Below are 24123 nucleotides of genomic sequence, written 5' to 3'. Positions count from 1 at the left end.
CAAAAGCATAGGCTTTCACCTATGCTTAAAGAATTTATAAAATACCACGTTTTTTATTGTCTGATCGTAACTTCTTTGATATAACGGTATGAATTTTATCAGCTGGCATTCCCATAAGAATTTCAAGAGCTTCATCCACATTTTCCACAGCATATATGTGGAATTTTTTCTCCCGAACAGCTTCCAATATTTCTTCTTTCAACACTAAATCTCTTACATTTTGGTATGGGACAATAACCCCTTGATTGCCAGTCAGTCCTTTCTTCTTACAAACATTATAAAATCCTTCTACTTTATAAGTTGCCCCACCAATGGGTTGTATTTCCCCAAACTGATTGATTGAACCAGTTACAGCAATACTCTGTTTAATCGGTATCTCGGATATACTGGATATAATGGCATAAAGTTCAGCTGATGAAGCACTATCGCCATCCACATAACTGTAATTTTGTTCAAAACATATCTGACACGTCAAAGACAACGGAAACTGTTTAGCATATTTATGTCCTAAATAGCCGGATAGAACATGCACACCTTTATTATGCACGTTACCACTCATATTGGATTCCTTCTCAATATTAATGATTCCAGCTTTACCTTTATACGCTGTAGCAGTAATTCTAGATGGTTTCGCAAAAGTATAATCTCCTAGATCAATGACCGCCAGCGCATTAATTTGACCGACTTTATCCCCATTAACATCAATCAAAATTTGATTATTAGAGATGAGTTCATCAAGTCGCTCCTCAACATAATTACTGCGCTCTTCTCTTTCTTTGATTACTTTTTCAATTAGATCTTCTGTAATAATATCTATATCAAGCTTATGTGCCCATTGACAACATTCTACTAACAATTCACGTATTGGTTCCAGATCTGAAGTAATTTTATCACTTTCCATTACCAAACGTGTTGCATATTTTAAAATAGCTACTAAAGCCTTTTTATCAATACTCGTAATATTCTTTTTCTTAACAAAATTAATGATGAATGCAACTAATTTCTCTTTATTTTCTTCGGTTTTCTTAGCTTCATGTTGAAAATAAATTTTCATTTTGAATAAATCTCTAAAATTGCTGTCATACTCAGATAATAATTGATAGTAAACACTCTCACCAATTAAAACAATCTTAATATCCAGTGGTATAGGTAGTGGATGTAGAGATTCTGTTGGTGTAGTTGTAGAATCCTTGATTTCTTTAAAATGTATCTTCCCTGTCTTCAGTATAAGCTTCAATATATACCACGAATACCCGTGATTCAAAAGTTCATCCATTTCTAAAATAAGAAAACCACCGTTAGCTTTATGAAGTAGTCCTGGCTTTATTTTTGTAAAATCAGACTTTATGTTACCTAAATCCGTTTCATGTTCAACCTTACCAACCAGATTGTAAAAAGATGGACTAATACCATATACAATAGGAGCTCCTTCTGTCTCTCCATGATCAATAAGTAGGTTAACCTCATACCTTTTTTTGTGATCTTTATTATTCCCCTTGTATAAGCTTGGTAATAGTGAAACTAAGCTATCTGACCCTTCATCAGTACTAATCCAACTATCAATGCTGTCAACAATATCTGCTTCTACCTCTTCTAAATAGGTGCTTACATCAGATGCGTCTTTATACTTTTCCATCAACGATAAAATATGTTCTCTTAATAAAATAAGGGCTATGCTGGTCTGCAATTCAATAACCTTTGAATCTGACTCCTTCTGATTCTCCCGAATCATTTTTAGTACTTTAGTCGCTCGTTGTTGTAATATTTCAGATTTTCGTACTATAGAGTCTTGTTGTTCGTCTGTCAGGTTATCAAACATCTCCTCACTTAATTTTTCACCATTAATGATGGGGATAAAATAGATATCCTTCTCTGTCACCTGAGTATCAAATTGAAATTCTTCTGCATCAATTTTGATTTGCTTCATTAAATTCTCATTTTTCTCTTTAAAAGCATTCACTATTTTACTTTTTTGTAGTTGAAATTCTATACTATCAAATTGTTTATCTATTTCTTTTTCAAACTCTGTAATAAAGAGTTTCATATCATTTTTAAATTCTTTCCCTTTACCAGGACTTAACCTTATAGGCTTCGGCATTGAAGGATCGTTGAAATTATATACGTAACACCAATCATCTGGTGTATCGAATTCTTTTGCTTTTCGTTTAATAAACTTTTCTATATACCTTGCTTTATTGACAACCGAATGACCTGCTAAGTAGATATTGTAGCCATGTTCCTGTATACTAAGTCCAAAATCCAAGGCTTGAAACGATTTCTCTTGCCCTAATAAATCGTCTTCCTCAACCTTAACGTCATCACTACATTCATCAGCTATTTGATCGCAACATATGGCTTTCAACTCTGAGAATGACAACTCCCTTTTCGTCAACATGAAATATCTCCTTTCTTGCCCGTATACTATAGTTTATACAGAAGGAAAGGAGATTGCTAATTAATTTTTATACAATTTAAATCTTTTATATAGATTGAAGTTAGTACACCCCACTTAATCCGTTGTGTTCTATATGTTTTATAGATTTTATAATTTAAATTATCTTTTCCACATGATTAACGCATCCTCTTTAGGATGGGAATAATAGTTCTTTCGTCTACCTGCTACTTCAAACCCTTGCTTTCGATAAAGTGATATAGCAGGTTCATTACTTGCACGGACTTCCAAGGTCATGGATATACAACCTCTATCACTGGTCTCATCTATAGCTCTCAATAATAATTCCTTACCATAACCTAACCCACGATAACTTGGTTTAACTGCAATATTGGTGATGTGAGCTTCATCACCGATGACCCACATCCCCATATAAGCAATGAGTTCATCTTCATTTATTCCTACTAAATACAATGCAAGAGGATTGTTAATTTCATTTGTAAAAGCTTGTTTTGACCACGGTTCACGAAAAGAAGCTGCTTCAACTAAATGAACATCCTCTATATGTTCTTCTGACATTTGAAGAATCTTCATTAAATCTACCCTCTTTGTCTCTCTTCATATTCTCTCTCAGCTTGTGATTTTCGAATATACATAGGTGCATGATCCATATGGTTTTCTACTCGACCTTCAGCATAATATCTTCTACCTAATGAGGCTATGGTACTTGCTCTTTGACGATTAAGATGTGCATCAGCAAAAAATACACCTTCTAATTCCTCTTTCAGTTGATCTCTAAAGACAGGTATACCATCACCTACAAATATTATATTTGATTCTTTTTCTTTCAAGTTTTCAATGAGTTCATCAATGGTGATATTTAAATAATCCGTATCTCTTACGAGTTGTTCATCTTCCCAATGGTAAATAGCTGAATATACTTGGCTACGTCTAGCGTCCATAATAGGGCAAATTAAATACTCCGTGTAGTGAATATTGTATGCTAATCCATCTAATGTTGGTACTGGAATAATAGGTTTATTGAGTCCATAAGCCAGTCCTTTTACAGTTGCAGCTCCAATTCTCAAACCAGTAAAGGACCCCGGACCACTTGCTACTGCAATAGCATCCACTTCTTCAAGCTTCAGATGACAAGATTGACAAACATCATCCAACATAGGCATTAATGTCTGAGAATGTGTTAATTTATAATTTAAGGTAAACTCACTTATCAATAAATCATCTTCAATATAAGCTACTGAAGCTACATTAGAAGATGTATCTACACCTAGTATTTTCATTAGATTTCCTCCCTGTTATCAACTATAGCAACTCGACGATAATCAAGTCCTTTTTCAAGATCTTTTTCAATTTTAATCCATTTACAATCAACTGGTAAAAGTTCCTCAATAAGATTAGCCCATTCAATAAGAACAATACCATTACCGCCAATGTATTCTTCAAATCCGATCTCATACATTTCTTCAATATCAGCAATACGATAAACATCAAAATGATAGAAAGGTATATCCCCATCATATTCATTAACGATTGTAAAAGTAGGACTCGTAATATGTTCATCAATCCCTAATCCTTTAGCAAATCCCTTTGTAAAGATTGTTTTACCTACTCCTAAATCACCAACCAAGCAATAAACTTGTCCTTTTTCGGTTTTCTGTCCTAACTCTAATGCTATATTATAAGTTTCCTCTGGCGAGTAACTTTCCATAATCATCTTATATTCTCCTTCTGTCTCTTAACTCAGTATATAAAAATTAAACTACTTTTTGGTTTTAATCATATTATACCCTAAAAAAGAGAAACTTCAAGCTATTGGTACCTAAAAGCAAACAATTTATCTACTTAGGCAATTAGCATATTTTAACATTTTCAATAAACATGGTATACTATGTTTATTGAACTGATTAACTATAAGGCATTGTTCTTGAGTCCAATATGTTTTCATTGATTCTGGATATTTAATTAGGAGGTCTATCATGAGAAAATTTAATTACAGATTAATTGTGTTAACCCTACTTTTATTATCATTACTTATGTTGATGACTGGATGTATGCCAGGAGATGGCTCCTATACCCCAAACGACCCCGCAGGATTTTTATCAGGTATATGGCACGGATGGATCGCACCCATTTCATTAATTGTATCTTTGTTTTCTGATAACATTCATTTGTATGAACCCATTAACACAGGTTTTTGGTATGAATTTGGCTTCTATATAGCGATCATTAGTGGTTTTGGAGGCTTATCATTATCGAGACGTAGAAGAAAGAATAAGGATTAGTTTATAAAGACTAGAACTCCCTACTCAATTGGTAGGGAGTTCTCATTTATTTGGACATCTTTTACTACTTAAATCTTTTAAAACTATAATATAAAGCAACGTATACCACCATCATTAGTCCAATAATTGATGCTAATCTCATAATCATCGTAGAATCGTTAAAAACATAATAGATAGATGCTATATATAAAATAAGGGTTGTTGTTAACATTGAATAATAGCCAGCTTTATAACCTAATAAGAGGTTTCTTTCATCTGTTTCCTCAATCATCATACTCTTTTGCTTATCTTTGTTTCTTAATGCCATTAAATTTTTAATAATCAATACCACACTTGCACCAAATAGACCTCCACCTGACCCCGTTAAATAACCTGCTGCAAAGCTTTCAATATCTTGTGATGATTCTGCTACTATGCCACTGATAAGGGCGATGATCGCCACTACTGCTAATACTGCATATAACATAATTCTTGATTTCAGTTTCTTTTCATAATTCATATTACTCATCCTCCTCATAAATAAATATGGCTTCTATAGGTTGTTTGAAAATTCTTGAAATTTTAATTGCTAAAATAACTGAAGGGTTAAATTTTCCCCTTTCAATGGCATTGATAGTTTGGCGGGAAACTTCTAGCATATCAGCTAACTGTTGTTGGGTATAACCATGTTCTTTCCTCAGTTGCAATAAAATATTCTCCAATATTTACTCACCTCACAATGTAAAGTTTTATTTACATATAGCATATATCACTTTTAACATAATGTCAAGTTTTATTTACATATCTTCTTATATCACACTGCAAAAAAAATGTATAAATAAACAGTTCACTTCAATCAGTAGTCTTTGCTGAAGTAAACTGCTTTCTCTTTTAATTGCTTCTTAAAGTTTTACGGTATTTAGCTGGTGTTACTTTATAACATTTTTTAAATATTTTAATGAAGTAACCACAGTCATCATAACCTAAATCTAAGGATATATTAATGATAGGTAAAGTAGTATTTTCTAGTAATTCTTTAGCCTTCTCAAGTTTAATTTGATTAACATATGCTGAGAAGTTTATACCAATTTGTCTCTTAAATAGTTTGCTAAAATAGCTTGTACTAATATTACATCGTTTGGCCATATCATCCATCATTATTTTTTTCTGATAATTTGATTTTATATAATCTAGCGCTGGCAGCAATAAATTATTTTGAGATTTAGACTCAGTTGTATAGTATAGCTGAACATCATGTACTTCATCATATATTGCACTTTTGAATACTGCTTCGTCGATAAAATAGCTGATCATATGTTGCATTGTTTGCGCTATAGCTTCAATCTTCTTTTTAGATAGAATAGGAATACTCTTAAATAACTCTTTTAGTTCTGGATACTGTTCTAAGTTAATCTGGTATGTATTACTCACGATCCGTTCTAAGTTCTCTGAGTTTTCTTCCTCTATAACTCTTACCTGTCCTGCCATAAGTGCACCTAAATACTGGTCTTCAATAATTATAGGTATAGCTATATCCACTAATCCTACATGACATTGATACATAAATGCTTTTTGACTTCTTGCTGCTTCTAATCCTCCTCTGGAGTCACACTTTTCGCATAACCTATTTAATTTTGAATCTTTTCGAACTCCATAGCAAAATTGGCTACAATTGCTATGCCTGGTAATAGGGTTTCCTTTGTAATCTACAAGAATAATAGCTATATCCATTGCTATAGCAAGATTATCCTGTATGTATTGTATTTTTTCAATATTTATAATGGTATTAAGATTTAAACTTTGCATATTAACCTCTGCATACTGTCATGATTAATTATTCTCTTTCAATCTTATCGAGTTCCTTTTGAGCCTTAGCTTTAGCTTCATTTAAAACAATTTCTGCCGGAATATTATCATTGATTAACTTCTCAGCAGCCTCTATAATAGCTTCGTTGATTTTACCACCTGTTGGGTCATAATAGGGTGGACTTGTATAGGATAATTGATTTCTTGATACATTTATCCTTTCATTTGACTCTGCATATTCTTTAAATAGTTGTGTCTCATAGGCATTCAAGTTCCCTGGTAAATATCCTGATAATTTTACCCACTTAGCACTTACTTCTGGGGACATAAGATATTCAATCCACCGACTCGCTGCCTCCTTATCTTCCTCATCCACATTTCTTGGAATAACAAGACCAATGGCATAAGTTACAGGTGCAGAAATTCCCTCTTCCCATCCTAAATGTAGCATAGGTGTTACTTCTTCATCACTAAAAATATCCATATCACTTACTGAACTGATACAACCAATAGCCCTACCTGACTTCACATCGTTAATAACCTCATAATAATTGTCCCATCCTAAATTCTTATCATAATAGCGAATAAGCTCATCCTCATGTATCCATTTTCTAAATTCTTCCCAAACTTCTATCCATTCTGGCTTGTCAATGAGCACTTCCTTGTAATCACTACTTATAAACTCTCCTCCATTAGACATAACTGCATTAATAAGGGTGGTATCATCATTAATTATCTCAAATACTAGTGACTCATCATCACTTATTTTTCGGCGTTCACTTAGCACTTTCATTAATTCTTGAAACGAATAGATATCTTTACCGTCTTCAAGCTCATCTATAAAATCATTACGCATATAGGTAATCCAAACCGTAGCATACATGGGCAAACTATACATATAATCATCTTGAGTGAACATCTGAAGAAATTGGTCTGGAATATCCTCTGTATCTACAATGGAATCACTTAGTACACTAAGTGCATCTCTTTTTATTAATGAGATAATATCCCGTTGTTCTAACAATGCAACACTTGGTGGCATATTGGTTGCAATTGCAATCTCCAAAGAATTAAATGTTTCAGTATAGTTTCCTTGTCTATGACCAACGACTATTACATCATCTTGTGATCGATTGAAATCTTCTATTAATATTTCTACATAATCACCTAAGACACCCTCAAGTCCATACCAAAAACTAATCTCGTTTTTCTGGATTATTACTACTTCTTCGTTAAATTTACAGCTTGTTAATATTGTTAGTGATATCGTTAAAAGCATTAACCCCAGTACCAACCTTTTCATAAGCTTACCTCCCCCTCTAAGTCAGCTTATCATTATCACATGCATCATAGTTATTATTCATTATAGCATCATATATTAACATATGAATAGTTTCTCTATAACAATCAACGATCTTCATTTACCATTTTTATGTATGCCCACGCAGTCAAAACGCCAATCAATGTAACGGGAAGTGCAGCTACTATAGATGCAGTCTGTAGTATGGAAAGCTCACTCTCTAATAAGATAAAACTAATAGGAACTACTCCAAGTGTTAAAGCCCAAAATACCCGAATCCATCGATCTGGCTCATAATTTTCTACTTGTTTTTTATGTACTGTAACTGCCATCACATAGGAAGCTGAATCAAACGTCGTTGCCATAAAAACGATGGAAACGATGGTCACTAATAGTATAATAACTTTACTTACTGGCATTGTTTCTAGAATATTAATAATTGTTACAGCTCCTCCAAAATTACTAAGACTATCAATGACATTATATGAACCTGATAGCTGAAGATTAAGTCCGTAATTGCCAAGAATGATAAAAAACACTGCGCAACCAATGGACCCAAATGTAATAGAACCTAGTAACATATTTTTAACCGTTCTGCCTTTGGAGATCCTAGCAATAAACATTCCCATAAAGGGGGCATATGCTACCCACCAAGCCCAATAAAATACTGTCCAATCTTGTGGAAATCCTGACTTCCCTACAGGATCTAACCATGTCATCATAATTGGAAATTTATCAATAAGAACCCCTATAGATGAAGTACCCATGTTAATCATAAAAATCGTATCACCAACAACAAATACAAATAGTAATAAAAAGATGGTCAATATAATATTAATGTTACTTAATATTTTTATACCTTTCTTCAATCCAGAATATGCACTTACTGCAAATAAAAGTGTAATAATAAGCAGTACAGCTATCTCAAGAAAAATGGTAATTTCAATATTGAAAATTCTAGCAATACCTTCTGTTGCAAGTGGTGTACCAAGTCCTAAACTTGTACCAGCTCCTCCTAGTAATCCAAGAATAAATAATACATCAATCCCTTTACCTAGAATTCCATCCACTTTCTCCTTTAGGATTGGACGGCAAGCCTCACTTATTCTAAGTACCGGAACTTTTCTTACATGATATAAATAACCGATAGATGCTGAGGATACAGCGTAAATTGACCATGCTACTGGCCCCCAATGAAAAATACCATATGTTGCCGCAAGTTCTGCTGCTTGAAAAGATTCAATTTTTCCCCCATACGGTAAGGCTATATAATAATACGCCCATTCAATGACACCCCAATAGATAACACTTGCTCCAATACCTGCGCAAAATAGCATTGCTGCCCAACTGAAAGTCTTGAATTCTGGCCCCTCTTCTTTACTTCCAAGCCTTACTCGTCCATATTTAGAAAAAGAGATTCCAATAACAAAAACAAATGCAAATATGCCATACCAGATATAGATGTATCCATATTGATTCGTAATAATCTCCTGTGTTTGAGTGATTATTCTCTTGCTCGTTTCTGGATTAATTATGATTCCAAAGCTAATACCTAATACAATCAAAATGGATGGAATCATTATTCCCTTCTCTATACGTTTTAACATACTAACTCTCTCCTTAATGCGTTAACATACAATAAGAAGTTCTTCTAGCTTCATTTTATATAAATCGAAGGGCATAACCCATGTCATACCCTTCATAGAAGTTTGTGTTGTCACCTCTTATAGAAATTTACTCTACCTTCATTAACTATTTCATCCCTTTAGCCCTGTCTATACGCAAGAACCATTTCATTCAATCTAACGCCTTTTTCTTTTGCATCAACAAGATTCTTCATTTCTTCCTCCTCAGTATCACCATAAACGCCAACTTCTAATGTTATAGGTAATTCATAAGGTGAATCAGCAATAAGTTGAGCTAAATCTTCCCAGTTTATAGCTCCTGTAAAAGGCACTTTATGTTTATCATGTTTAAGAACCTGTATATCATCATCACGCAACTCTTCTTCAATACCATCTGTATCTTGAAGATGAAGAGCTATTAATCGATCTTTATACCTTCTTGCAAAGAATAAATAATCCTCATGACAAACTACTGAACCATGCCCAGAATCGAAGCAAAATCCCATAAAATCAGAATCATATCTGTCAAAAAGTTTATCAAATTGTTTCATTTGATCTTCCTGAGGGGTACAGATTAAGTTTTCCATAGCCACTTTCACACCCTTGTCCTTACAATATTCCTGTAGTTCATCAAGGGACTTAAAAGTTTGACTCCAATAGGCATCGTTGAATTCCTTTGACTCTCTAAGTTCCACATAGGGCATTTGCATATGTAATACGATTTCTTGAGCACCAATTGCCACAGCTAAGTCCACTCGATTTTTGAGTAGCTCTACTCCTGCTAATCTTGTATACTCATTAAGACAAGTATAATCTTTACGGTTTTCAAGATTTCGATAGCGGTTGACAAAAGTAAAAACACCATCTACCTTTCTAGCCCTTGTACCACCTTCTGTTGCATGAATACCTTTTAACTTAAATCCATATTTGTCGATAAGTTCTTTTATCTGAATAAGTTCACTAGGACTGTACATATACTCACCTTGCCAGTCATGTACCCATTGAATATGAGTGAACCCTGCTTTTGCAATATTTGATAATTGTTCTTCTATTGCTTCTATACTAAGTATATCATTTTTATAATCCGTATTAATTGCTACCATGATATGCCTCCAAACCTTCCCAAATTACTCTTTTCACCGGCTTAAGCAACACTTTCTGTCGCGCTCTTAGCATCTTGTTCATTTTGCTGTTTTTTTAGCTTCTTTTGTTGTCTAATAATCAATGTTGTAAATATAAACCCAATAGCTAATAATGCGAATTGTAACATGTGAACATTAGTGTAACCCGCTGCGTTCCAACTTCCGTCTGCATGAGTTATAAAATTCGCAACCCAAGTATGTATAAAGGTATCAGCTGAATAGGCTAATATTGAAATCACACCTGTAGCAGTACCCAAAATATGATTTGGGATAGCTGCTTCGGCCATTTGTCCAAAATATATAGACCTAACACCTAACTGTAAGAATGCAACCATTAATACAATAACAATAGCCATGATTATTAAAGAATCATTTATTGGTGCAAACATCAATGCTGCAATTAAAATAGCTTCTATTACTGCAACTATTCTAATTAATTTTGCATTAGATTTCATTTTAATGCCAATAGCTGCTAAAATTGGTCCAGCGACTAAGCCAAGACCATTGGCTCTAAAAACTGCTACAAATGATGCTTGAGCATCTGACATACCATAACCTTCGGATAAAAGTTGGTTAAAAGAGTTTGTTGTAGCAAGACATGCATAGAAAGCAAAAACAACTATACCAACATACCAAACACCAGGAGTTTTTAAAACTTCACCTAAATGTGCTAGCTTAAATTTATCATCTTTATTATCTGAGGATAAATTCCGAGGTAAAATAACTTGGAATACTATGGCACCTATTAAATGGATGCCTGCTATTATATACACTAAGAGTGGGATTTTTGATGCATCATTACCAACAATGGCAGTTGCAACTAACCCAATAACAATGTTTCCAAGGGCAACAACTGTATATCCATATGCAAATGACTTCCCTTGATCTTCATCACTTCCAGCTTTAGCTAAAGCTACTAACCAAGAAGACCAGAAAGTAAATATAGTAGTAAGTGATAACAATACCATAATGACTTTTAATTGAGTAATAGAACTAGTTGTTGCATACCAAACTAACAATACAGTTGTTGCTAACATGGAAAATACTATACCTCTTTTTGCACCTACTATATCGGTGAAGATACCAGCAGGAACGTAAGAAATCATAGCAATAAGACCATACAAAGCTAGGAAACCTGCTATGGTTGGTAAATCAGTTTGAAAATAATCAGCCATTTGATTACCTAATGTATAATACATGTAAGGTACAAAATAAACCATCGGTTGAAAAAAACCCAATAACACAACGCGCATCCAGTAAGCTGATTTACTTAAATTTTTAGAACTCATAAAACCCTCCTATATACATATATTTATGAGTTGAATTATAGCAACTTATGAGGTTTAAAAAAATAATTCACATTGACTTCTTCTATGGGATATTGACCTTATTGGTACTTTTGTATACTTTTACTATTATCTATCCTTTTTTTTGTATATTATCATGCATTATATTCATCTTTTCAGATATTTACATTAGGTATTTTCTATGATAACATTAAATCAACTTTTTTGAGAGGATGATCTCTTTTATGCTAGAACTTATTCGTAAACTAAGTTTCAAAAAAATACAACATAGAATAACCTTTAACTTTACAGTCGTTATGACAATAACATTGTTAATCATCCTCTTACTCATTAATTTTTTAACAAGTCAGACTCTATTAAATCATCTAACAATTAATGCAAAAAAGGATCTGCAACTCTACTCTAACGCCATTAATACTCAAATAGACGAACTCTATTCATTTCATTATAATATTGTAAGTGATTCGGAGATTCAACAACTAATGCTTCCTCCAGTCACTAAAACATCTGAAAGTTCAATTAGCAGTATACTTAAAAATTATGTAAATAATTATCCTATGATCAATGCTGTATTTATTTTTGATGTTGATGGTAAGGTAATTAACCCAATATATCAACAACCTCCTTACGATCAATTAATAAGCAATTATACAGAACTTTATACATTTATGAAGAGTGAAAAAGCATTTCAACTATCAAAGCCTACTCAATTTCCACTCAATCCAGAGATTCATTTCTCAGCCAAGCGTGATAACCTTTCTTTTTTCACTCAATTTGTTGATATACAATCCTTAAAAAAGACAGGCTATTTATTAATTAACTTTAAAAGAAAATGGGTATTTGAAGAAATGATAAAAGATAATCTTGGAATTTTTGATGCCTTAGCTGTACTTGATGAAAATGATACCCCTATTTTTTACATTCAAAAAGAAGTTACCGCCTCTCCAATTGACGTGAATTCATTATCTCAAACCCATGAGAAATCATTGTTCTTAAAGAGAGGAGAATACATAAGTTTTGATAATCCCCTTGATAGCTATGATAATTGGAGAATAGTTGGTCTAATGCCCCAAGATATTATACTAAATGAAATTCAACCCATGTCCCTGGCAATCTTATTTATTGGTTTTATCGGTCTCTTACTAATGGCGCTTTTTAATACATGGATTTCCAGCAAAATAACTTATCCTATTAATCTTGTCATGAGATCTTTTGCAAAATTTGAAAATAAGGAATGGCCAGAGCCTATAGAACATTTCGCTAGAGATGAAACACAACAACTTACAAATGGGGTTAATAACTTATTTACTTATATACAGCAATTGATGAATGACATACAACAAGAACATGAGGAGAATATCAATTTAGAATTTGACTTATTACAAGCTCAGATAAACCCCCATTTCATTCATAATACTATGAATGCACTTGAATGTATTGCTCTTGAAGAAGAAAATGAGCAAATTGCAACCACCATTCAAGCTATGAATTATTTATTCAGGATAAGCATATCTCTAAAAAAAAATACTTATACCGTAAAAAGGGAATTTGAATGCATCCATCATTTTGTACAGATCATGAAGATTCGTTACAAAGATCGTTTTACCTACGAATGCAAAATCGATCAACAATTAAATAGTTTGCAAATCCCCAAATTTTTGCTTCAACCTATTGTAGAGAATGCTATTTTTCATGGTATATTGCCAAGTGATAAAGAAGGGTTAATAACTATTTATGGTATAAACAATGAGTCTTCTATGTTATTTATTATACGAGACAACGGTATTGGCTTTGATACAAATTCTTTATTTAATGAGACCGATATTCATACGGATAACACCCAACCATTCATACCAAAATCCAGACGAGGTTATGGACATATTGGTCTATCCAATATTAAGGATAGGCTAGCGCTTTTTTATAAAGATCAATATGGCTTTGCTATCGAAAGTCAACGTGGCAAAGGTACTATCATAACGATTGAGCTACCAAAGAAAGGATGAGCATTATGTTTAAAATAGTTATCATTGATGATGAGCCATTATCTATAAGAAAATTGGAATTATTGATTACAAAATCACAGTTACCTGTTGAAATACTAGGAACTGCAAATGATGGTGATGAAGGTCTCGCATTAATACATGAGAAAAAACCTAATCTCATTTTTTCTGATATTCAGATGCCTAAAATGGATGGACTTGAAATGATCAGGATGTTAAGAGACTCTCAAATTGAAACTCCCATTATCATTTTGAGTTGTCATGAAAATTTCTACTATGCCAAAGAAGCAATTAAATTAAACACTTATGATTATCTTTTAAAAGATTTGTTGGATGAGAATAGCCTTAATTCCCTATTTGCTAGATTAATAGTAGATAAACCAACCTTAAACAAAGTTACTCCTTCTGCTACAACAGATGATCATCTTGAGTTACAACTTCAACAGCTTTTAATGTATCATGGCAAAGACTCCCTTCACTTATTATCTCAACACTACGCCCTGTCTTCTCATTCAAATCGATTTGTTCTATATTATATAAAGCTTGCCTTTACCAGTCCTTTTTTTGGTCATACATATAATAGTAGTACTCTAAAAAAATTAGTAACAAAGTTAAATCAGCAGACTACTACAACAGCAATCATCACCTCTATCAATCAAAATATTATTATTCTTGATAAAATTGATTGTGGTGCAAGTCGACTGGATTACTATACTGAATGTCAAAAAACCAGTAGAGAATTAGTTATGACATTAAAAAAAGAAAATATATCTCTCTTTATGGTTAGTATTAGCTCATCATTCTATCATTTACACGATATTAATACGTATTATCAAGAAGTACTTGATAGTAGCTTCAACCTACTACCATCACAAATGAACCCTGTTTTTTTTGCCAATGATACACATTATACTCCTAATATGACTTATGATATTATTGATCAAAATCTCCAAACACTAATATGCTATATTAATGAAATGGATAATCAAGGCGTTCAGGCGATTATACATGAACTTTTCAATGATGAAGAAAATGGCTTCTTACAAATCAATTATCTCGATTACATCCATCTTTGTTTACTTACCTGTATCAAACAGTCCATTGATATACATAAAATTGTGAAGAAAGAGATTTTCGGCTATGGACATATATCATTTGATGAGATAAAATCGTTGGAAAATCTAAAAGAAATAGAGAGTTGGTATATATCGAAAATCAATAAAATAATCAACTTGCTCAATACTCGTAAACTAACCAACTATTCCTTCAAGATTAGCAAATGTATTCAAATTATAGATGCTAATCCAAGCATTTCTCTAACAGAATTATCAGACCAAATTCAAACAAATAAATCTTACTTATGTCGCTTATTTAAGAAAGAGGTTAAAATCAACTTAACAGACTATACCTTAAATGTTCGGATTGAAAAAGCAAAGAAGTTATTAGTCGAAACCGAGTTAAAAGTTAATGCTATTAGTCAAGAACTTGGCTATATTTATCCTCATCAATTCAGTAAAGATTTTAAAAAGGTTACGAATATCATTCCAACTGATTATCGACGAAAATATCAAATATAGCAACTCAAGTATAAAGAAAAAAGGAGCTGCTCTATCTAATAATTTGATAGGGCAGCTCTTAATTTTCTATTTAGCAGAGTCTTAACGTCTAATATTAATAGTAACTTCTAATACATATAAACTTCTAATAGTTATTTAATTGACTCCATCATTTCTGTAAAAATGACTCCAAGTGCCATTGCACCTGCATCTGGATAATCAAGGCTACGCTCACCTACATAGCTTGCGCGACCTCTTTTAGCAACCATTTTCTTTGTTTTTTCAGCACCTTCTCGTGCTGCTTTTGCGCCTTTTTCCATAGCCACTGTTAGTTCCACGTTTTTTGCAGCGCATTCTCTAAGAGCTACTGCTGTAGGGATTAATGCATCAAGTAAGGTTTTATCACCTAACTTAGAATTACCTCTTTTTTGTATCCCCTCAACTGCAGCTTCTACCATACTTGCTAATTCATCTAGATTTACTTCTTTTTTCCCTTTCGCCTCTTTTGCAGCTGCTCTGAAGCCAGATCCCCATATTGGTCCAGATGCACCACCACAATATTCAGTAATAATCATACTTGTGTCTCTTAAGAATGATCCAATATTATCATTTGATAAGTCATCCCACTCTTTTTTAAGTTGCTTAAATCCTTTAGCAACCGACATGCCAAAATCACCATCTCCAGCTACAGAATCAAGTTCACAAAAATATGTTTCATTAGCAATAATTATATCAGCCATTTTATCAATAAGTCCCATCATACTTTCTGTTGTAATAGTGTTGGTTTTTGTTATCATCACACTACCTCCTATTGTCTTATCATTTACTTTTGAAGAACTCTATGATTCCTTCTTTTCTATCGATTAATTGCAATTGTATTTACCGGTGCATCTAATAATTCCTTCAATTCATCATCCAGCTTTAACATGGTTACTGAAGCGCCTGCCATATCTATTGATGTCATATAATTGCCAACCATAGTATCATAAATCTTGATATTGTATCCATTTAGTAATTTACTTACTGCATTATTAAATACATAGAGCTCTTTCAATGGTGTTGCTCCAAACCCATTTATCATTAATGCCACTTCGTCTCCACTTTCAAAAGGTAGATCTTTAAGAAGCAAAGAGATACAATCTTGAGCAAGTTCATTTGCTGTCTTAATTGCTTGCCTTGCTACACCTGGTTCCCCATGAATACCTACACCAAACTCAATTTCTTTTTCTGATATCTCAAATGTAGGTGTCCCTTTTGCAGGTACTGTACATGAAGTAAGGGCAAATCCAATAGATCTAACATTGTTAATAACTTTTTCTGCCACTGCTTTGACTTCTTCAAGGGATTTCTCAGCTTCAGCAGCAGCTCCAGCTAATTTATGTACGTAAACAGTACCAGCAACCCCTCTACGACCTACTGTATACAGGCTATCTTTTACTGCAATATCATCATTAACATATACTTTAGCAACTTCCATATCACAGTCTTCTTCTGCCATTTCTGCAGCAGCTTCAAAATTCATCACATCTCCTGAATAATTTTTAATAACCAATAGCGTACCTTTATTAGATTCTGATTCGAGAATGGCATTATATACTTGAATAGTTGACGGAGAAGCAAACACGTCTCCACAGACTGCAACATCTAGCATACCTTCACCTACGTATCCCGCATGGGCAGGTTCATGCCCAGATCCCCCACCGCTAATCAAACTAACTTTATTGGAATTCAGTTTCTTTCTCATCAGCAGTTTGTATTTTCTATTGAAGGCCAATTTTTTAGGATGTGCCGCAACCATACCTTCACACATCTCAATTACCATATTTTCTGCCTTATTGATTATCTTTTTCATATTCTTTATCTCCCTTTTTCACTATATTAATAGCTACTTATCATTAAACCCTAATGAAATATTAATTTCTACCTAACTTATCAGCAGTATAGATCGCTGCATAAACATCTTCCATAGTTACTTCAAATGGCATGTTGTGAATCGTCTCATTTTGGGCAGTTGATAGTTTGGCTACTGCACGTACTTTTTCATCCGTTACTTCTTTTACACCTAAGTCAGCTAGACATGTTGGTAAACCGACAGACTTACAATAAGCATATACTTCTTCAATTTCTTCCTGTGGAGCATTTTCTAAGATCAAGTGCACAATCGTTCCAAAAGAAACTTTTTCACCATGATAACAATGATGTGTTTCCTCTAATGCAGTCAATCCATTGTGAATAGCATGAGCAGCAGCAAGTCCTGATGATTCAAATCCTAGTCCACTAAGTAATGTGTTCGCTTCAATAATGTTTTCTAATGCTTGTGTGACCACATTGGCCTTACATGCTGCTACAGCTTTTAGTGAATCTTCTAGTAGGGTTTCATAACACAATTTTGCAGCCGCTATAGCCAGCTTTGTACTTTTTCCACCTGGAATATTACTTGCAAATGCACGCCGGCAAGCTCTTGCTTCAAAATACGTAGATAATGCATCCCCCATTCCAGCAACTAAAAATCTTACTGGTGCTTTAGCAATAATCGCCGTATCTACTAAAACCACATCTGGATTACTCTTATAAAATCTGTATTCTTGAAATTCTCCTTTATCATTATAAACAACGGATAATGAAGAACAGGGGGCATCTGTTGATGCTATCGTTGGTATGGTGATAACTGGTAAGTCCGATGCATCGGCAACTGCTTTTGCAGTATCTAAAGCTTTACCCCCGCCAAGACCAATGGCAACTTCACATTGCTTTTCTTTGCATACAGAAATGAGTCGTTCAACTTCTTCTCCTGTACATTCTGCTCCAAAACCTCCATATACGATTTGGAAAGCTTTTTTGTTTAAGGCTTTATCTAAAGTTCCTTGTACACGACTACAATCTTCCTCTGATGCTACCAGTAATGCTTTCTTTCCAAAAGAAAGAACATATTCTCCTAAATTTTCTAAAGCTCCATTTTCTTGTACATACTTTGATGGTGAAATTAGTATTTTCCTCATATCTTCTCCTCTTCCTGGGAACTGCATCCCATATCTTTGTAATTACTATGACTATAACTTTAACTGCATTAAGTATAATTGAAACTAAAATATTTTACATCCAATTAACTTTCCAAGATCATGTACTTTTTTATAGATTTATTATGTATTTTTGTAATAAAAAAATCGTAATATTATGTCTTGAATGTACATAATATTACGATTTCATTAGCATAAAAGTAGTTATATCCCCTAAGAAATTATAGTCTCTTGAGTCGTATGCTATAAAGTGATTTATACTATTTCTTCTTGAAGATAGAACGTCGCTCTTTGATTATATCAAGATAATAATTTGTTGCTTTTTCTAATCTGTTCTTTTCGTAGTGAAAGTCTTCAATCATGATACTCTGTAAAACCCCACAAGCCTTTTGCTTCCATGATGTATATTCAGGATAGTAGGTTAGAAGATGTGCGCAGATTGCTCCTCCATCTTCTTCTGGTGATCCTTCTCTGCAATCTTCAAAATCAAAACCATATAGATGATCATTTATAATAAAGTTTCTAAAGTTGACATCTCCAAAGATCATTTTCTTTTCTAAGACATTCTCTGTAATTCTATAGAATTGACCTAACCAAGAAAGTAACTGGTTAAATACCTCCTTAACCATTGGTAATTCGGGATCAATTTGTCTTTCTTCTAGATTGATAATTCGTTCCAATAATAATTCTCCTGCTAAATACTCCAGTAGGATCATTTGGTCATGCTGGTCAAGAATCTTAGGTACCTTAATATTATGATCACGAAGAAGCTGTAAATAGAAGATTTCTTGTTGCTTACTCTCTATGGAATTAAAGTCTTTGAGCACCGCCCTTTTCTTCTCCCCATTAGATGAGAATTCTACAGCATAGACGTGATTTTTCTTACTCTTATATTTTTCAATCCTTTCAATGGGAGTCATCATATTGATTTACCCTTCAATTCGATATGAATATCACTGCCTTCACAAAACCCATCTAACTCACTTACTATTCCCATGACAGCATTTCTGAGAATATTTTGTACAAAGGGAACAAGATCCAGCTCTTTATTACCTACTGTTAAACGTATTGTATTATCATCTTTGATTTTACATTGAGACAATAGAGCTTTTCCTTGAAGCACTCGCTTCAAATGTTCTTTACAGTTGGTACCGCATAACCCACAACAGGTTTCACTAAAATCCGGTAATGGCTCTATAGCATAATCTTCTATTCGATCGACTAACTCCTCAATATTATCCAAACTGTTCATAACAGGCAATTCTTTATACGTGGATTTCTCATTAGCTATCCTACCAGAGATTATAAATACATGACCATCAATCCGAGTAGTTATATCCGCTTCAGTTTTGGCAGTTAAAATTTTGGGACAATTACAATCTGTAACACCTTCCATAATCACATAATCGTAAAGTTTATATAGATTCAATATCTCCTGAATGGATAGCTTTTCTTGGTACAATATATCCGTTTCAGTATATCCTCTAGCTGTAACCAGTTCTGAGCCAGCTTCTTTATGTCGATAAGTATTGGTCCCTTCTTGATCTATCGTGAATCCTTCAAAATGTATCTCTTTAACCGAAGCTACCTTGTATCGCCTTCTTTTCAATTCCTTTATAATATTTTCAATGGTGGTGGTCTTCCCTGTTCCAGAGTAACCGTATACTGATATAACCTTCATTTTAACCTCCCACAACACGAATAGTTAAATATAAACCTAAAATTCCTACTGCCACCAAACATAATACATAATCTAACCATCGAAACCTTAATTCTATTAAACTTGTCCGCTGGTGATAAGCTCTAAATCCCCTACTCTCCATAGAAATAGCTAACTGTTTTGACTTATTCAAAGCCCCTAAAATAATGGGCGTTAATACATACTGATAGAGCTTCAATTTGTTTGACATGGACATGGCTTTAGGATTCACGCCCCTTAACATAATTGCGTTTAAACTATCTTGCATTTCTTCTTTCAGTAAAGGCAGAAATCGAATAGCTATGGATACCATATAAGCTAATTCATAGGGTAGCCCTAGTTGAATTAATCCTTGCAATAATCTCCTCTCACTAGAGGTCATCAAAATGGAGACAGACAATATGACGATGGTTATACGGAGTAGATAATTAACACCACGCCATATCCCTATATCTGTTATTAAGTTTAGGTTACCAACTTGAAGTACGGGGTTTCCACCTCTTGTAAAGATGCTTTGTATAATGATTATTCCAATAAGTAATATATAAAGCTTTTTTAATTTAACTATTAGGGGCTTTAACTTTCCTCCCATACATAAAGACGTAAGTATAACAAGTAGCAGTAAAGCTACTAACCATATAAGGCCATTAACCAAAACAGCAGAGGTAGAAAAAGTAATAACTAGGATGAGTTTAGTGCGAGGATCAATAGTATGCATTCTCATTATCATAAACCCGTCCTTTCTTAATGTTCAGGAACCTTTCCCCTAGCTCTTTTGAAAATTCTTCATCGTGAGTAATGATAAGAAAACCTGTCCCCTGATTGTTAAGATCCTTTATGATTCTCATCAGTTGCTTTTTCCTTTTAATATCCAATCCTGTTGTTGGTTCATCCAAAATAATATACTGAGGATTATTCATTAAGATCGCTGCTAAGGCTAGCCGTTGTTTTTCACCGTAGCTTAGGGTATGTATCAACTGATTACACTTATCGTGAAGATCAAATTGCTTTAAAAGACTATCAGCCCGATTCTTCACCTCTTGTTGACCACCTCTCTGTAAGGTTGATAAAAAAACTAGTTCTTCTTCAACAGTCAAGGCGAAAAGTTGCTTCTCTGGATTCTGAAATAAATAACCTAGACTTTTACCAATTTCATGTAAAGATAATTGGCTTATATCCTGTCCATTAAGGCTAACGATGCCTTCTGTAGGTTTTAGTATCCCTATCAATAACTTACTTAGGGTAGTCTTACCACACCCGTTTTCTCCCCTAAGGAAAGTAACTTCCCCTTGGTTGAGTGAAAGATTGATGTGATGAAGAATGCTCTTCTTCTTCTCATATTGAAAGGATACGTTGTTTAAGCATATCTTTCCTTCCATACCTCTTCTCCCTTTAAACAATTAGCCGTCCTTCCTGCATACGGAGCAGGCGGTCACCAATATGTAAGTCTTCCAGTTGATGGTCAATCATTAAAATGCCTTTCCCTCTTTTCTTCAATTCGATTAATACAGTAAGCATTTGCTTTTTGATTCCAAGGCTCAGCTGACTAAATGCTTCATCCAGTATAAGTATATCAGGATCCATGCAAAGGATGGAGCCTAATACTACCAACTGTTTTTGTCCGCCAGATAACTGATTAGGGTTGTCTTTAAGCAAGTCCGCCAGACCAATTAAATCACTTATTTCCTTGATTTTATCTCTCATCTCTTCTCTACTAATACAGTGATTCTCCATACCAAAAGCTAGTTCGTCTTCTACTGTCGAAGAGAAAATCTGATAGTCTGGATTCTGAAAGACAACTCCCATACGCTTAGATATCTCAGCTAAAGTTAGTTTCTCCATCTCTACACCCATTAGATAAACATGTCCATCAAAAGGCTTGTGTATCAATTTAGGGATAACCCCACATGCAATATGGCAAAGAGTACTTTTCCCACAGCCACTATGTCCGGTTAGGGCTATGATCTCTCCTTGATATAACTCTAAATTTAAGTCTTGTATTAACTGCAATCGTTGATTACTGTATCGGAAGTTAATCTCTTTTAACTCTAAAAGCGGGGTCATTGAACATCCACCTCTATAGCCCATTTACACCAATATTGACTGAATGGATCTTTACTAATTATAATCTGATAAGGTCCATCGCCACCGTCTTCCTTATTACCAATAGCTTCACCTTCTCGTTTAACAGCTATATAGACATTGTTTTCTTCCAATACTTTATCAAGTGCTATGGCACTAGAGTATCCATCAACAGCAGTTGCCACTACAGCCTTTGCCTGACTTAAGTCCACCTTAGCATCTTCAAGTACTGTTTTAAGTAAAACACCTGTATAGGTGTATGTGACAGGCTCTTGTCCATTCTTTTTAAGATTTGCTTGAAAGTCTTCCATGCCTAATTCATTGAGTGCTTGTAAATTGTATGTCTTAACAATCTCTCCATTGGTTTTTATATTCAGTTCAGCATCATTTTGCATAGCTTTTCGAGCTTCTAAATTTCTAGCGTTGAGAATTCCAAATATAACAACACATACAATAATGATACCCATGATTATACCAACCACTTTATTCTTCATTGTATTTACCTCCTTTAGTCACTATATAGGGAACAACCATGTCTTCATAACGAGCTGTTCCATGATTGCCTCCTATTTTTTCTTGATGCATGCCGTGGTCAGATGTGATAATAACAAACCCCTCCCAGTTAGCAATGAGCTCAGTTACATAACCATTAATAGCTTCTATTTGCTCCATAGTCTTATTATGCATTGGACCATAAGAATGACCAAAATCGTCTATGCTATGAAAATGAGCCATTAATAAATCTGGTTCCTCTTCTATCAAAGCTAAAGTCTTTTCATAGATTTCATCATCAATGGTACCATTTTTATTCGTATCAATATGTAGGAGGGGGTCTACTTCTGTGTTAAGTATTTTAATATCCCCTTCCACCAGGTAGGTTTCTTTATCTAAATCCTTAGCTTTTTGAAAGATACTACCTACACGCAACTCTCTATACTCACGATTTAAAACACCGTTTTCTTTAGGCGATTTACCTGTAATCATTGCAGCGAAACCAGCATTTGTTACCGGTTGATAGACCGATAACACTGGATTTACCTGATAGTCTTTAAAGGTTGATAGCTTGAACTGTTTATAACTTAAGCCATCCAAAAAAAGTATTAATACCTGTTGATTATTTTCTAGATAATGAAGGGTATCATAGTATAGGTCCATAATCGATCCCATTGAATTATCTGATACCATCCCTTTAACATCTGAAATGTATAACCTTTCATCTGGCTCATAATAATTAATTTGGTTCTCATATAATTCCAAGTATCCACCTTTAATAGGTATACATGTTCCATCGGCACCGAATAACACTTGTTGCTGACCTGCTTCAATTAATGAAGAAATCGGAAGCAGTTTCCTCTCCTTTATGGCAATTAGATTATACGCTTTATCATCGACGATTTGAGTAGGGTTTCCTTGAATATCATTCAGCCGATAAGAAGACTGCAAATAAAGTTGTCCAGGTGTAATATGACCTAAATTAGTACTCTGAGAAAAAATAGTAAAACCTTGATCCCCTAGATTTCCTTCAGCTATAACGACTATTTCCTTCACATCTTTTATCTTAGAACTAGGAGGATAGTTCTCTGCAATAAGTACCCATCCCTCTTCTTTCTCAAATTGTAGAACACAATCCTCCTTTGTAGTTCCCTTTAATTGAACCATGACACCATCATGACCTACAACAATAAAGCTATACTCCTCATTACGTGGTTGCGCTGCATCTAAGACTTCTTCAAGGCGAAAATATTTATTATTTTTTATATGAGGCTCTGACTCATTAGTTCCTAAGGTCAAAACATTCTCCACATCACCTATAATTTTGATTGTAGGTATGAATGACTTACTCTGACTCCATAAGAACATAGTCAAACCAATCAAGATTAGGATCCATATTAACCAGTACTTTTTCATAAGAACC

Annotated in this window: 24 protein-coding genes; 3 read left to right on the top strand and 21 right to left on the bottom strand. The window is 33.9% G+C overall.

Going from position 1 to position 24123, the window contains the following annotated elements; genetic code table 11:
• Window positions 1-34 precede the first annotated feature (34 nt).
• The 4 genes from C1Y58_RS13695 to tsaE all read right to left on the bottom strand — a co-directional run bounded on the left by C1Y58_RS13695 (window position 35) and on the right by tsaE (window position 4127).
• On the bottom strand, window positions 35-2395 hold the full coding sequence (locus C1Y58_RS13695) for a Lon protease family protein (RefSeq protein ID WP_105616625.1): 2361 nt from the start codon (window positions 2393-2395) through the stop codon (window positions 35-37).
• Between the two features lie 159 nt (window positions 2396-2554).
• On the bottom strand, window positions 2555-2986 hold the full coding sequence (gene rimI / locus C1Y58_RS13690) for a ribosomal protein S18-alanine N-acetyltransferase (RefSeq protein ID WP_105616624.1): 432 nt from the start codon (window positions 2984-2986) through the stop codon (window positions 2555-2557).
• Window positions 2987-2991: 5 nt separating this feature from the next.
• On the bottom strand, window positions 2992-3693 hold the full coding sequence (gene tsaB, locus C1Y58_RS13685; RefSeq protein WP_105616623.1) for a tRNA (adenosine(37)-N6)-threonylcarbamoyltransferase complex dimerization subunit type 1 TsaB: 702 nt from the start codon (window positions 3691-3693) through the stop codon (window positions 2992-2994).
• Complete coding sequence (gene tsaE, locus C1Y58_RS13680) at window positions 3693-4127, bottom strand: tRNA (adenosine(37)-N6)-threonylcarbamoyltransferase complex ATPase subunit type 1 TsaE (protein ID WP_105616622.1); 435 nt, start codon at window positions 4125-4127, stop codon at window positions 3693-3695. Before tsaE ends, tsaB begins: the two co-directional genes overlap by 1 nt.
• Before the next feature lie 262 nt (window positions 4128-4389).
• Here tsaE and C1Y58_RS13675 point away from each other — a divergent pair, with 262 nt between their 5' ends.
• Window positions 4390-4695: a hypothetical protein gene (locus tag C1Y58_RS13675; RefSeq protein WP_105616621.1), complete on the top strand. Its 306-nt coding sequence runs from the start codon at window positions 4390-4392 to the stop codon at window positions 4693-4695.
• A gap of 64 nt (window positions 4696-4759) precedes the next feature.
• Here C1Y58_RS13675 and C1Y58_RS13670 read toward each other — a convergent pair whose 3' ends face one another.
• The 7 genes from C1Y58_RS13670 to C1Y58_RS13640 all read right to left on the bottom strand — a co-directional run bounded on the left by C1Y58_RS13670 (window position 4760) and on the right by C1Y58_RS13640 (window position 11836).
• Window positions 4760-5194 carry a hypothetical protein gene (locus C1Y58_RS13670; RefSeq protein WP_105616620.1) on the bottom strand — a complete coding sequence of 145 codons (435 nt, stop codon included), beginning with the start codon at window positions 5192-5194 and terminating at the stop codon, window positions 4760-4762.
• 1 nt (window position 5195) lies between these two features.
• Window positions 5196-5396 carry a helix-turn-helix transcriptional regulator gene (locus C1Y58_RS13665; RefSeq protein WP_105616619.1) on the bottom strand — a complete coding sequence of 67 codons (201 nt, stop codon included), beginning with the start codon at window positions 5394-5396 and terminating at the stop codon, window positions 5196-5198.
• 169 nt (window positions 5397-5565) lie between these two features.
• Window positions 5566-6480 carry a PocR ligand-binding domain-containing protein gene (locus C1Y58_RS13660; protein WP_105616618.1) on the bottom strand — a complete coding sequence of 305 codons (915 nt, stop codon included), beginning with the start codon at window positions 6478-6480 and terminating at the stop codon, window positions 5566-5568.
• 28 nt (window positions 6481-6508) lie between these two features.
• Window positions 6509-7783 carry an extracellular solute-binding protein gene (locus tag C1Y58_RS13655; RefSeq protein ID WP_105616617.1) on the bottom strand — a complete coding sequence of 425 codons (1275 nt, stop codon included), beginning with the start codon at window positions 7781-7783 and terminating at the stop codon, window positions 6509-6511.
• 104 nt (window positions 7784-7887) lie between these two features.
• Window positions 7888-9387, bottom strand: a complete 1500-nt coding sequence (locus C1Y58_RS13650) for a BCCT family transporter (RefSeq protein WP_105616616.1) — start codon at window positions 9385-9387, stop codon at window positions 7888-7890.
• 158 nt (window positions 9388-9545) lie between these two features.
• On the bottom strand, window positions 9546-10508 hold the full coding sequence (locus tag C1Y58_RS13645) for a sugar phosphate isomerase/epimerase family protein (RefSeq protein WP_105616615.1): 963 nt from the start codon (window positions 10506-10508) through the stop codon (window positions 9546-9548).
• 41 nt (window positions 10509-10549) lie between these two features.
• A complete protein-coding gene (locus C1Y58_RS13640) occupies window positions 10550-11836 on the bottom strand; it encodes an MFS transporter (protein ID WP_105616614.1) in 1287 nt (428 codons plus the stop codon).
• A 242-nt stretch (window positions 11837-12078) separates the two neighbouring features.
• On the opposite strand from C1Y58_RS13640, the gene C1Y58_RS13635 reads away from it, so the two are divergent.
• Window positions 12079-13857: a sensor histidine kinase gene (locus C1Y58_RS13635; protein WP_157950098.1), complete on the top strand. Its 1779-nt coding sequence runs from the start codon at window positions 12079-12081 to the stop codon at window positions 13855-13857.
• A 5-nt stretch (window positions 13858-13862) separates the two neighbouring features.
• Window positions 13863-15431 (top strand): response regulator transcription factor, encoded by a 1569-nt coding sequence (locus tag C1Y58_RS13630; protein WP_170311596.1) that lies wholly within the window; start codon window positions 13863-13865, stop codon window positions 15429-15431.
• Window positions 15432-15562: 131 nt separating this feature from the next.
• Here C1Y58_RS13630 and dhaL read toward each other — a convergent pair whose 3' ends face one another.
• The 10 genes from dhaL to C1Y58_RS13585 all read right to left on the bottom strand — a co-directional run bounded on the left by dhaL (window position 15563) and on the right by C1Y58_RS13585 (window position 24116).
• Window positions 15563-16207: a dihydroxyacetone kinase subunit DhaL gene (dhaL, locus tag C1Y58_RS27145; protein ID WP_170311595.1), complete on the bottom strand. Its 645-nt coding sequence runs from the start codon at window positions 16205-16207 to the stop codon at window positions 15563-15565.
• Window positions 16208-16266: 59 nt separating this feature from the next.
• Window positions 16267-17262, bottom strand: a complete 996-nt coding sequence (dhaK, locus tag C1Y58_RS27140; protein ID WP_170311594.1) for a dihydroxyacetone kinase subunit DhaK — start codon at window positions 17260-17262, stop codon at window positions 16267-16269.
• A 61-nt stretch (window positions 17263-17323) separates the two neighbouring features.
• The gene (locus tag C1Y58_RS13620; protein WP_105616611.1) at window positions 17324-18409 is read right to left on the bottom strand and encodes a glycerol dehydrogenase; all 1086 of its coding nucleotides are present in this window, start codon (window positions 18407-18409) and stop codon (window positions 17324-17326) included.
• 278 nt (window positions 18410-18687) lie between these two features.
• Entirely contained in the window at window positions 18688-19350 is a 663-nt protein-coding gene (locus C1Y58_RS13615) for a BUD32 family EKC/KEOPS complex subunit (RefSeq protein WP_105616610.1), read from the bottom strand.
• Window positions 19347-20108, bottom strand: coding sequence for a molybdopterin-guanine dinucleotide biosynthesis protein B (gene mobB / locus C1Y58_RS13610; protein ID WP_105616609.1), 762 nt, complete (start codon window positions 20106-20108; stop codon window positions 19347-19349). The genes C1Y58_RS13615 and mobB overlap by 4 nt, the downstream gene beginning before the upstream one ends.
• Window position 20109: 1 nt before the next feature.
• A complete protein-coding gene (locus C1Y58_RS13605; protein ID WP_105616608.1) occupies window positions 20110-20856 on the bottom strand; it encodes an energy-coupling factor transporter transmembrane component T family protein in 747 nt (248 codons plus the stop codon).
• Entirely contained in the window at window positions 20831-21505 is a 675-nt protein-coding gene (locus C1Y58_RS13600; protein WP_157950097.1) for an energy-coupling factor ABC transporter ATP-binding protein, read from the bottom strand. The genes C1Y58_RS13605 and C1Y58_RS13600 overlap by 26 nt, the downstream gene beginning before the upstream one ends.
• Window positions 21506-21518: 13 nt before the next feature.
• A complete protein-coding gene (locus C1Y58_RS13595; RefSeq protein WP_157950096.1) occupies window positions 21519-22190 on the bottom strand; it encodes an energy-coupling factor ABC transporter ATP-binding protein in 672 nt (223 codons plus the stop codon).
• The gene (locus tag C1Y58_RS13590; protein ID WP_105616605.1) at window positions 22187-22702 is read right to left on the bottom strand and encodes a molybdopterin-dependent oxidoreductase; all 516 of its coding nucleotides are present in this window, start codon (window positions 22700-22702) and stop codon (window positions 22187-22189) included. The genes C1Y58_RS13595 and C1Y58_RS13590 overlap by 4 nt, the downstream gene beginning before the upstream one ends.
• Window positions 22692-24116, bottom strand: a complete 1425-nt coding sequence (locus tag C1Y58_RS13585) for an alkaline phosphatase family protein (protein WP_105616604.1) — start codon at window positions 24114-24116, stop codon at window positions 22692-22694. Before C1Y58_RS13585 ends, C1Y58_RS13590 begins: the two co-directional genes overlap by 11 nt.
• Window positions 24117-24123: the final 7 nt, after the last annotated feature.

It is taken from the genome of Vallitalea okinawensis (genome assembly GCF_002964605.1).
Classification (GTDB): domain Bacteria; phylum Bacillota; class Clostridia; order Lachnospirales; family PQDH01; genus Vallitalea_A; species Vallitalea_A okinawensis.
Note: the sequence above shows the minus strand (reverse complement) of the source record. Positions and strands in the feature narration are given on the sequence as shown.

What these genes read in the sequence shown, in the direction of transcription:
- C1Y58_RS13695 (WP_105616625.1), bottom strand. Translation starts at nt 2,395, where the DNA reads ATGTTGACGAAAAGGGAGTTGTCATTCTCAGAGTTGAAAGCCATATGT.
- rimI (WP_105616624.1), bottom strand. Translation starts at nt 2,986, where the DNA reads ATGAAGATTCTTCAAATGTCAGAAGAACATATAGAGGATGTTCATTTA.
- tsaB (WP_105616623.1), bottom strand. Translation starts at nt 3,693, where the DNA reads ATGAAAATACTAGGTGTAGATACATCTTCTAATGTAGCTTCAGTAGCT.
- tsaE (WP_105616622.1), bottom strand. Translation starts at nt 4,127, where the DNA reads ATGATTATGGAAAGTTACTCGCCAGAGGAAACTTATAATATAGCATTA.
- C1Y58_RS13675 (WP_105616621.1), top strand. Translation starts at nt 4,390, where the DNA reads ATGAGAAAATTTAATTACAGATTAATTGTGTTAACCCTACTTTTATTA.
- C1Y58_RS13670 (WP_105616620.1), bottom strand. Translation starts at nt 5,194, where the DNA reads ATGAATTATGAAAAGAAACTGAAATCAAGAATTATGTTATATGCAGTA.
- C1Y58_RS13660 (WP_105616618.1), bottom strand. Translation starts at nt 6,480, where the DNA reads ATGCAAAGTTTAAATCTTAATACCATTATAAATATTGAAAAAATACAA.
- C1Y58_RS13655 (WP_105616617.1), bottom strand. Translation starts at nt 7,783, where the DNA reads ATGAAAAGGTTGGTACTGGGGTTAATGCTTTTAACGATATCACTAACA.
- C1Y58_RS13650 (WP_105616616.1), bottom strand. Translation starts at nt 9,387, where the DNA reads ATGTTAAAACGTATAGAGAAGGGAATAATGATTCCATCCATTTTGATT.
- C1Y58_RS13645 (WP_105616615.1), bottom strand. Translation starts at nt 10,508, where the DNA reads ATGGTAGCAATTAATACGGATTATAAAAATGATATACTTAGTATAGAA.
- C1Y58_RS13640 (WP_105616614.1), bottom strand. Translation starts at nt 11,836, where the DNA reads ATGAGTTCTAAAAATTTAAGTAAATCAGCTTACTGGATGCGCGTTGTG.
- C1Y58_RS13635 (WP_157950098.1), top strand. Translation starts at nt 12,079, where the DNA reads ATGCTAGAACTTATTCGTAAACTAAGTTTCAAAAAAATACAACATAGA.
- C1Y58_RS13630 (WP_170311596.1), top strand. Translation starts at nt 13,863, where the DNA reads ATGTTTAAAATAGTTATCATTGATGATGAGCCATTATCTATAAGAAAA.
- dhaL (WP_170311595.1), bottom strand. Translation starts at nt 16,207, where the DNA reads ATGATAACAAAAACCAACACTATTACAACAGAAAGTATGATGGGACTT.
- dhaK (WP_170311594.1), bottom strand. Translation starts at nt 17,262, where the DNA reads ATGAAAAAGATAATCAATAAGGCAGAAAATATGGTAATTGAGATGTGT.
- C1Y58_RS13620 (WP_105616611.1), bottom strand. Translation starts at nt 18,409, where the DNA reads ATGAGGAAAATACTAATTTCACCATCAAAGTATGTACAAGAAAATGGA.
- C1Y58_RS13615 (WP_105616610.1), bottom strand. Translation starts at nt 19,350, where the DNA reads ATGATGACTCCCATTGAAAGGATTGAAAAATATAAGAGTAAGAAAAAT.
- mobB (WP_105616609.1), bottom strand. Translation starts at nt 20,108, where the DNA reads ATGAAGGTTATATCAGTATACGGTTACTCTGGAACAGGGAAGACCACC.
- C1Y58_RS13605 (WP_105616608.1), bottom strand. Translation starts at nt 20,856, where the DNA reads ATGATAATGAGAATGCATACTATTGATCCTCGCACTAAACTCATCCTA.
- C1Y58_RS13600 (WP_157950097.1), bottom strand. Translation starts at nt 21,505, where the DNA reads ATGGAAGGAAAGATATGCTTAAACAACGTATCCTTTCAATATGAGAAG.
- C1Y58_RS13595 (WP_157950096.1), bottom strand. Translation starts at nt 22,190, where the DNA reads ATGACCCCGCTTTTAGAGTTAAAAGAGATTAACTTCCGATACAGTAAT.
- C1Y58_RS13590 (WP_105616605.1), bottom strand. Translation starts at nt 22,702, where the DNA reads ATGAAGAATAAAGTGGTTGGTATAATCATGGGTATCATTATTGTATGT.
- C1Y58_RS13585 (WP_105616604.1), bottom strand. Translation starts at nt 24,116, where the DNA reads ATGAAAAAGTACTGGTTAATATGGATCCTAATCTTGATTGGTTTGACT.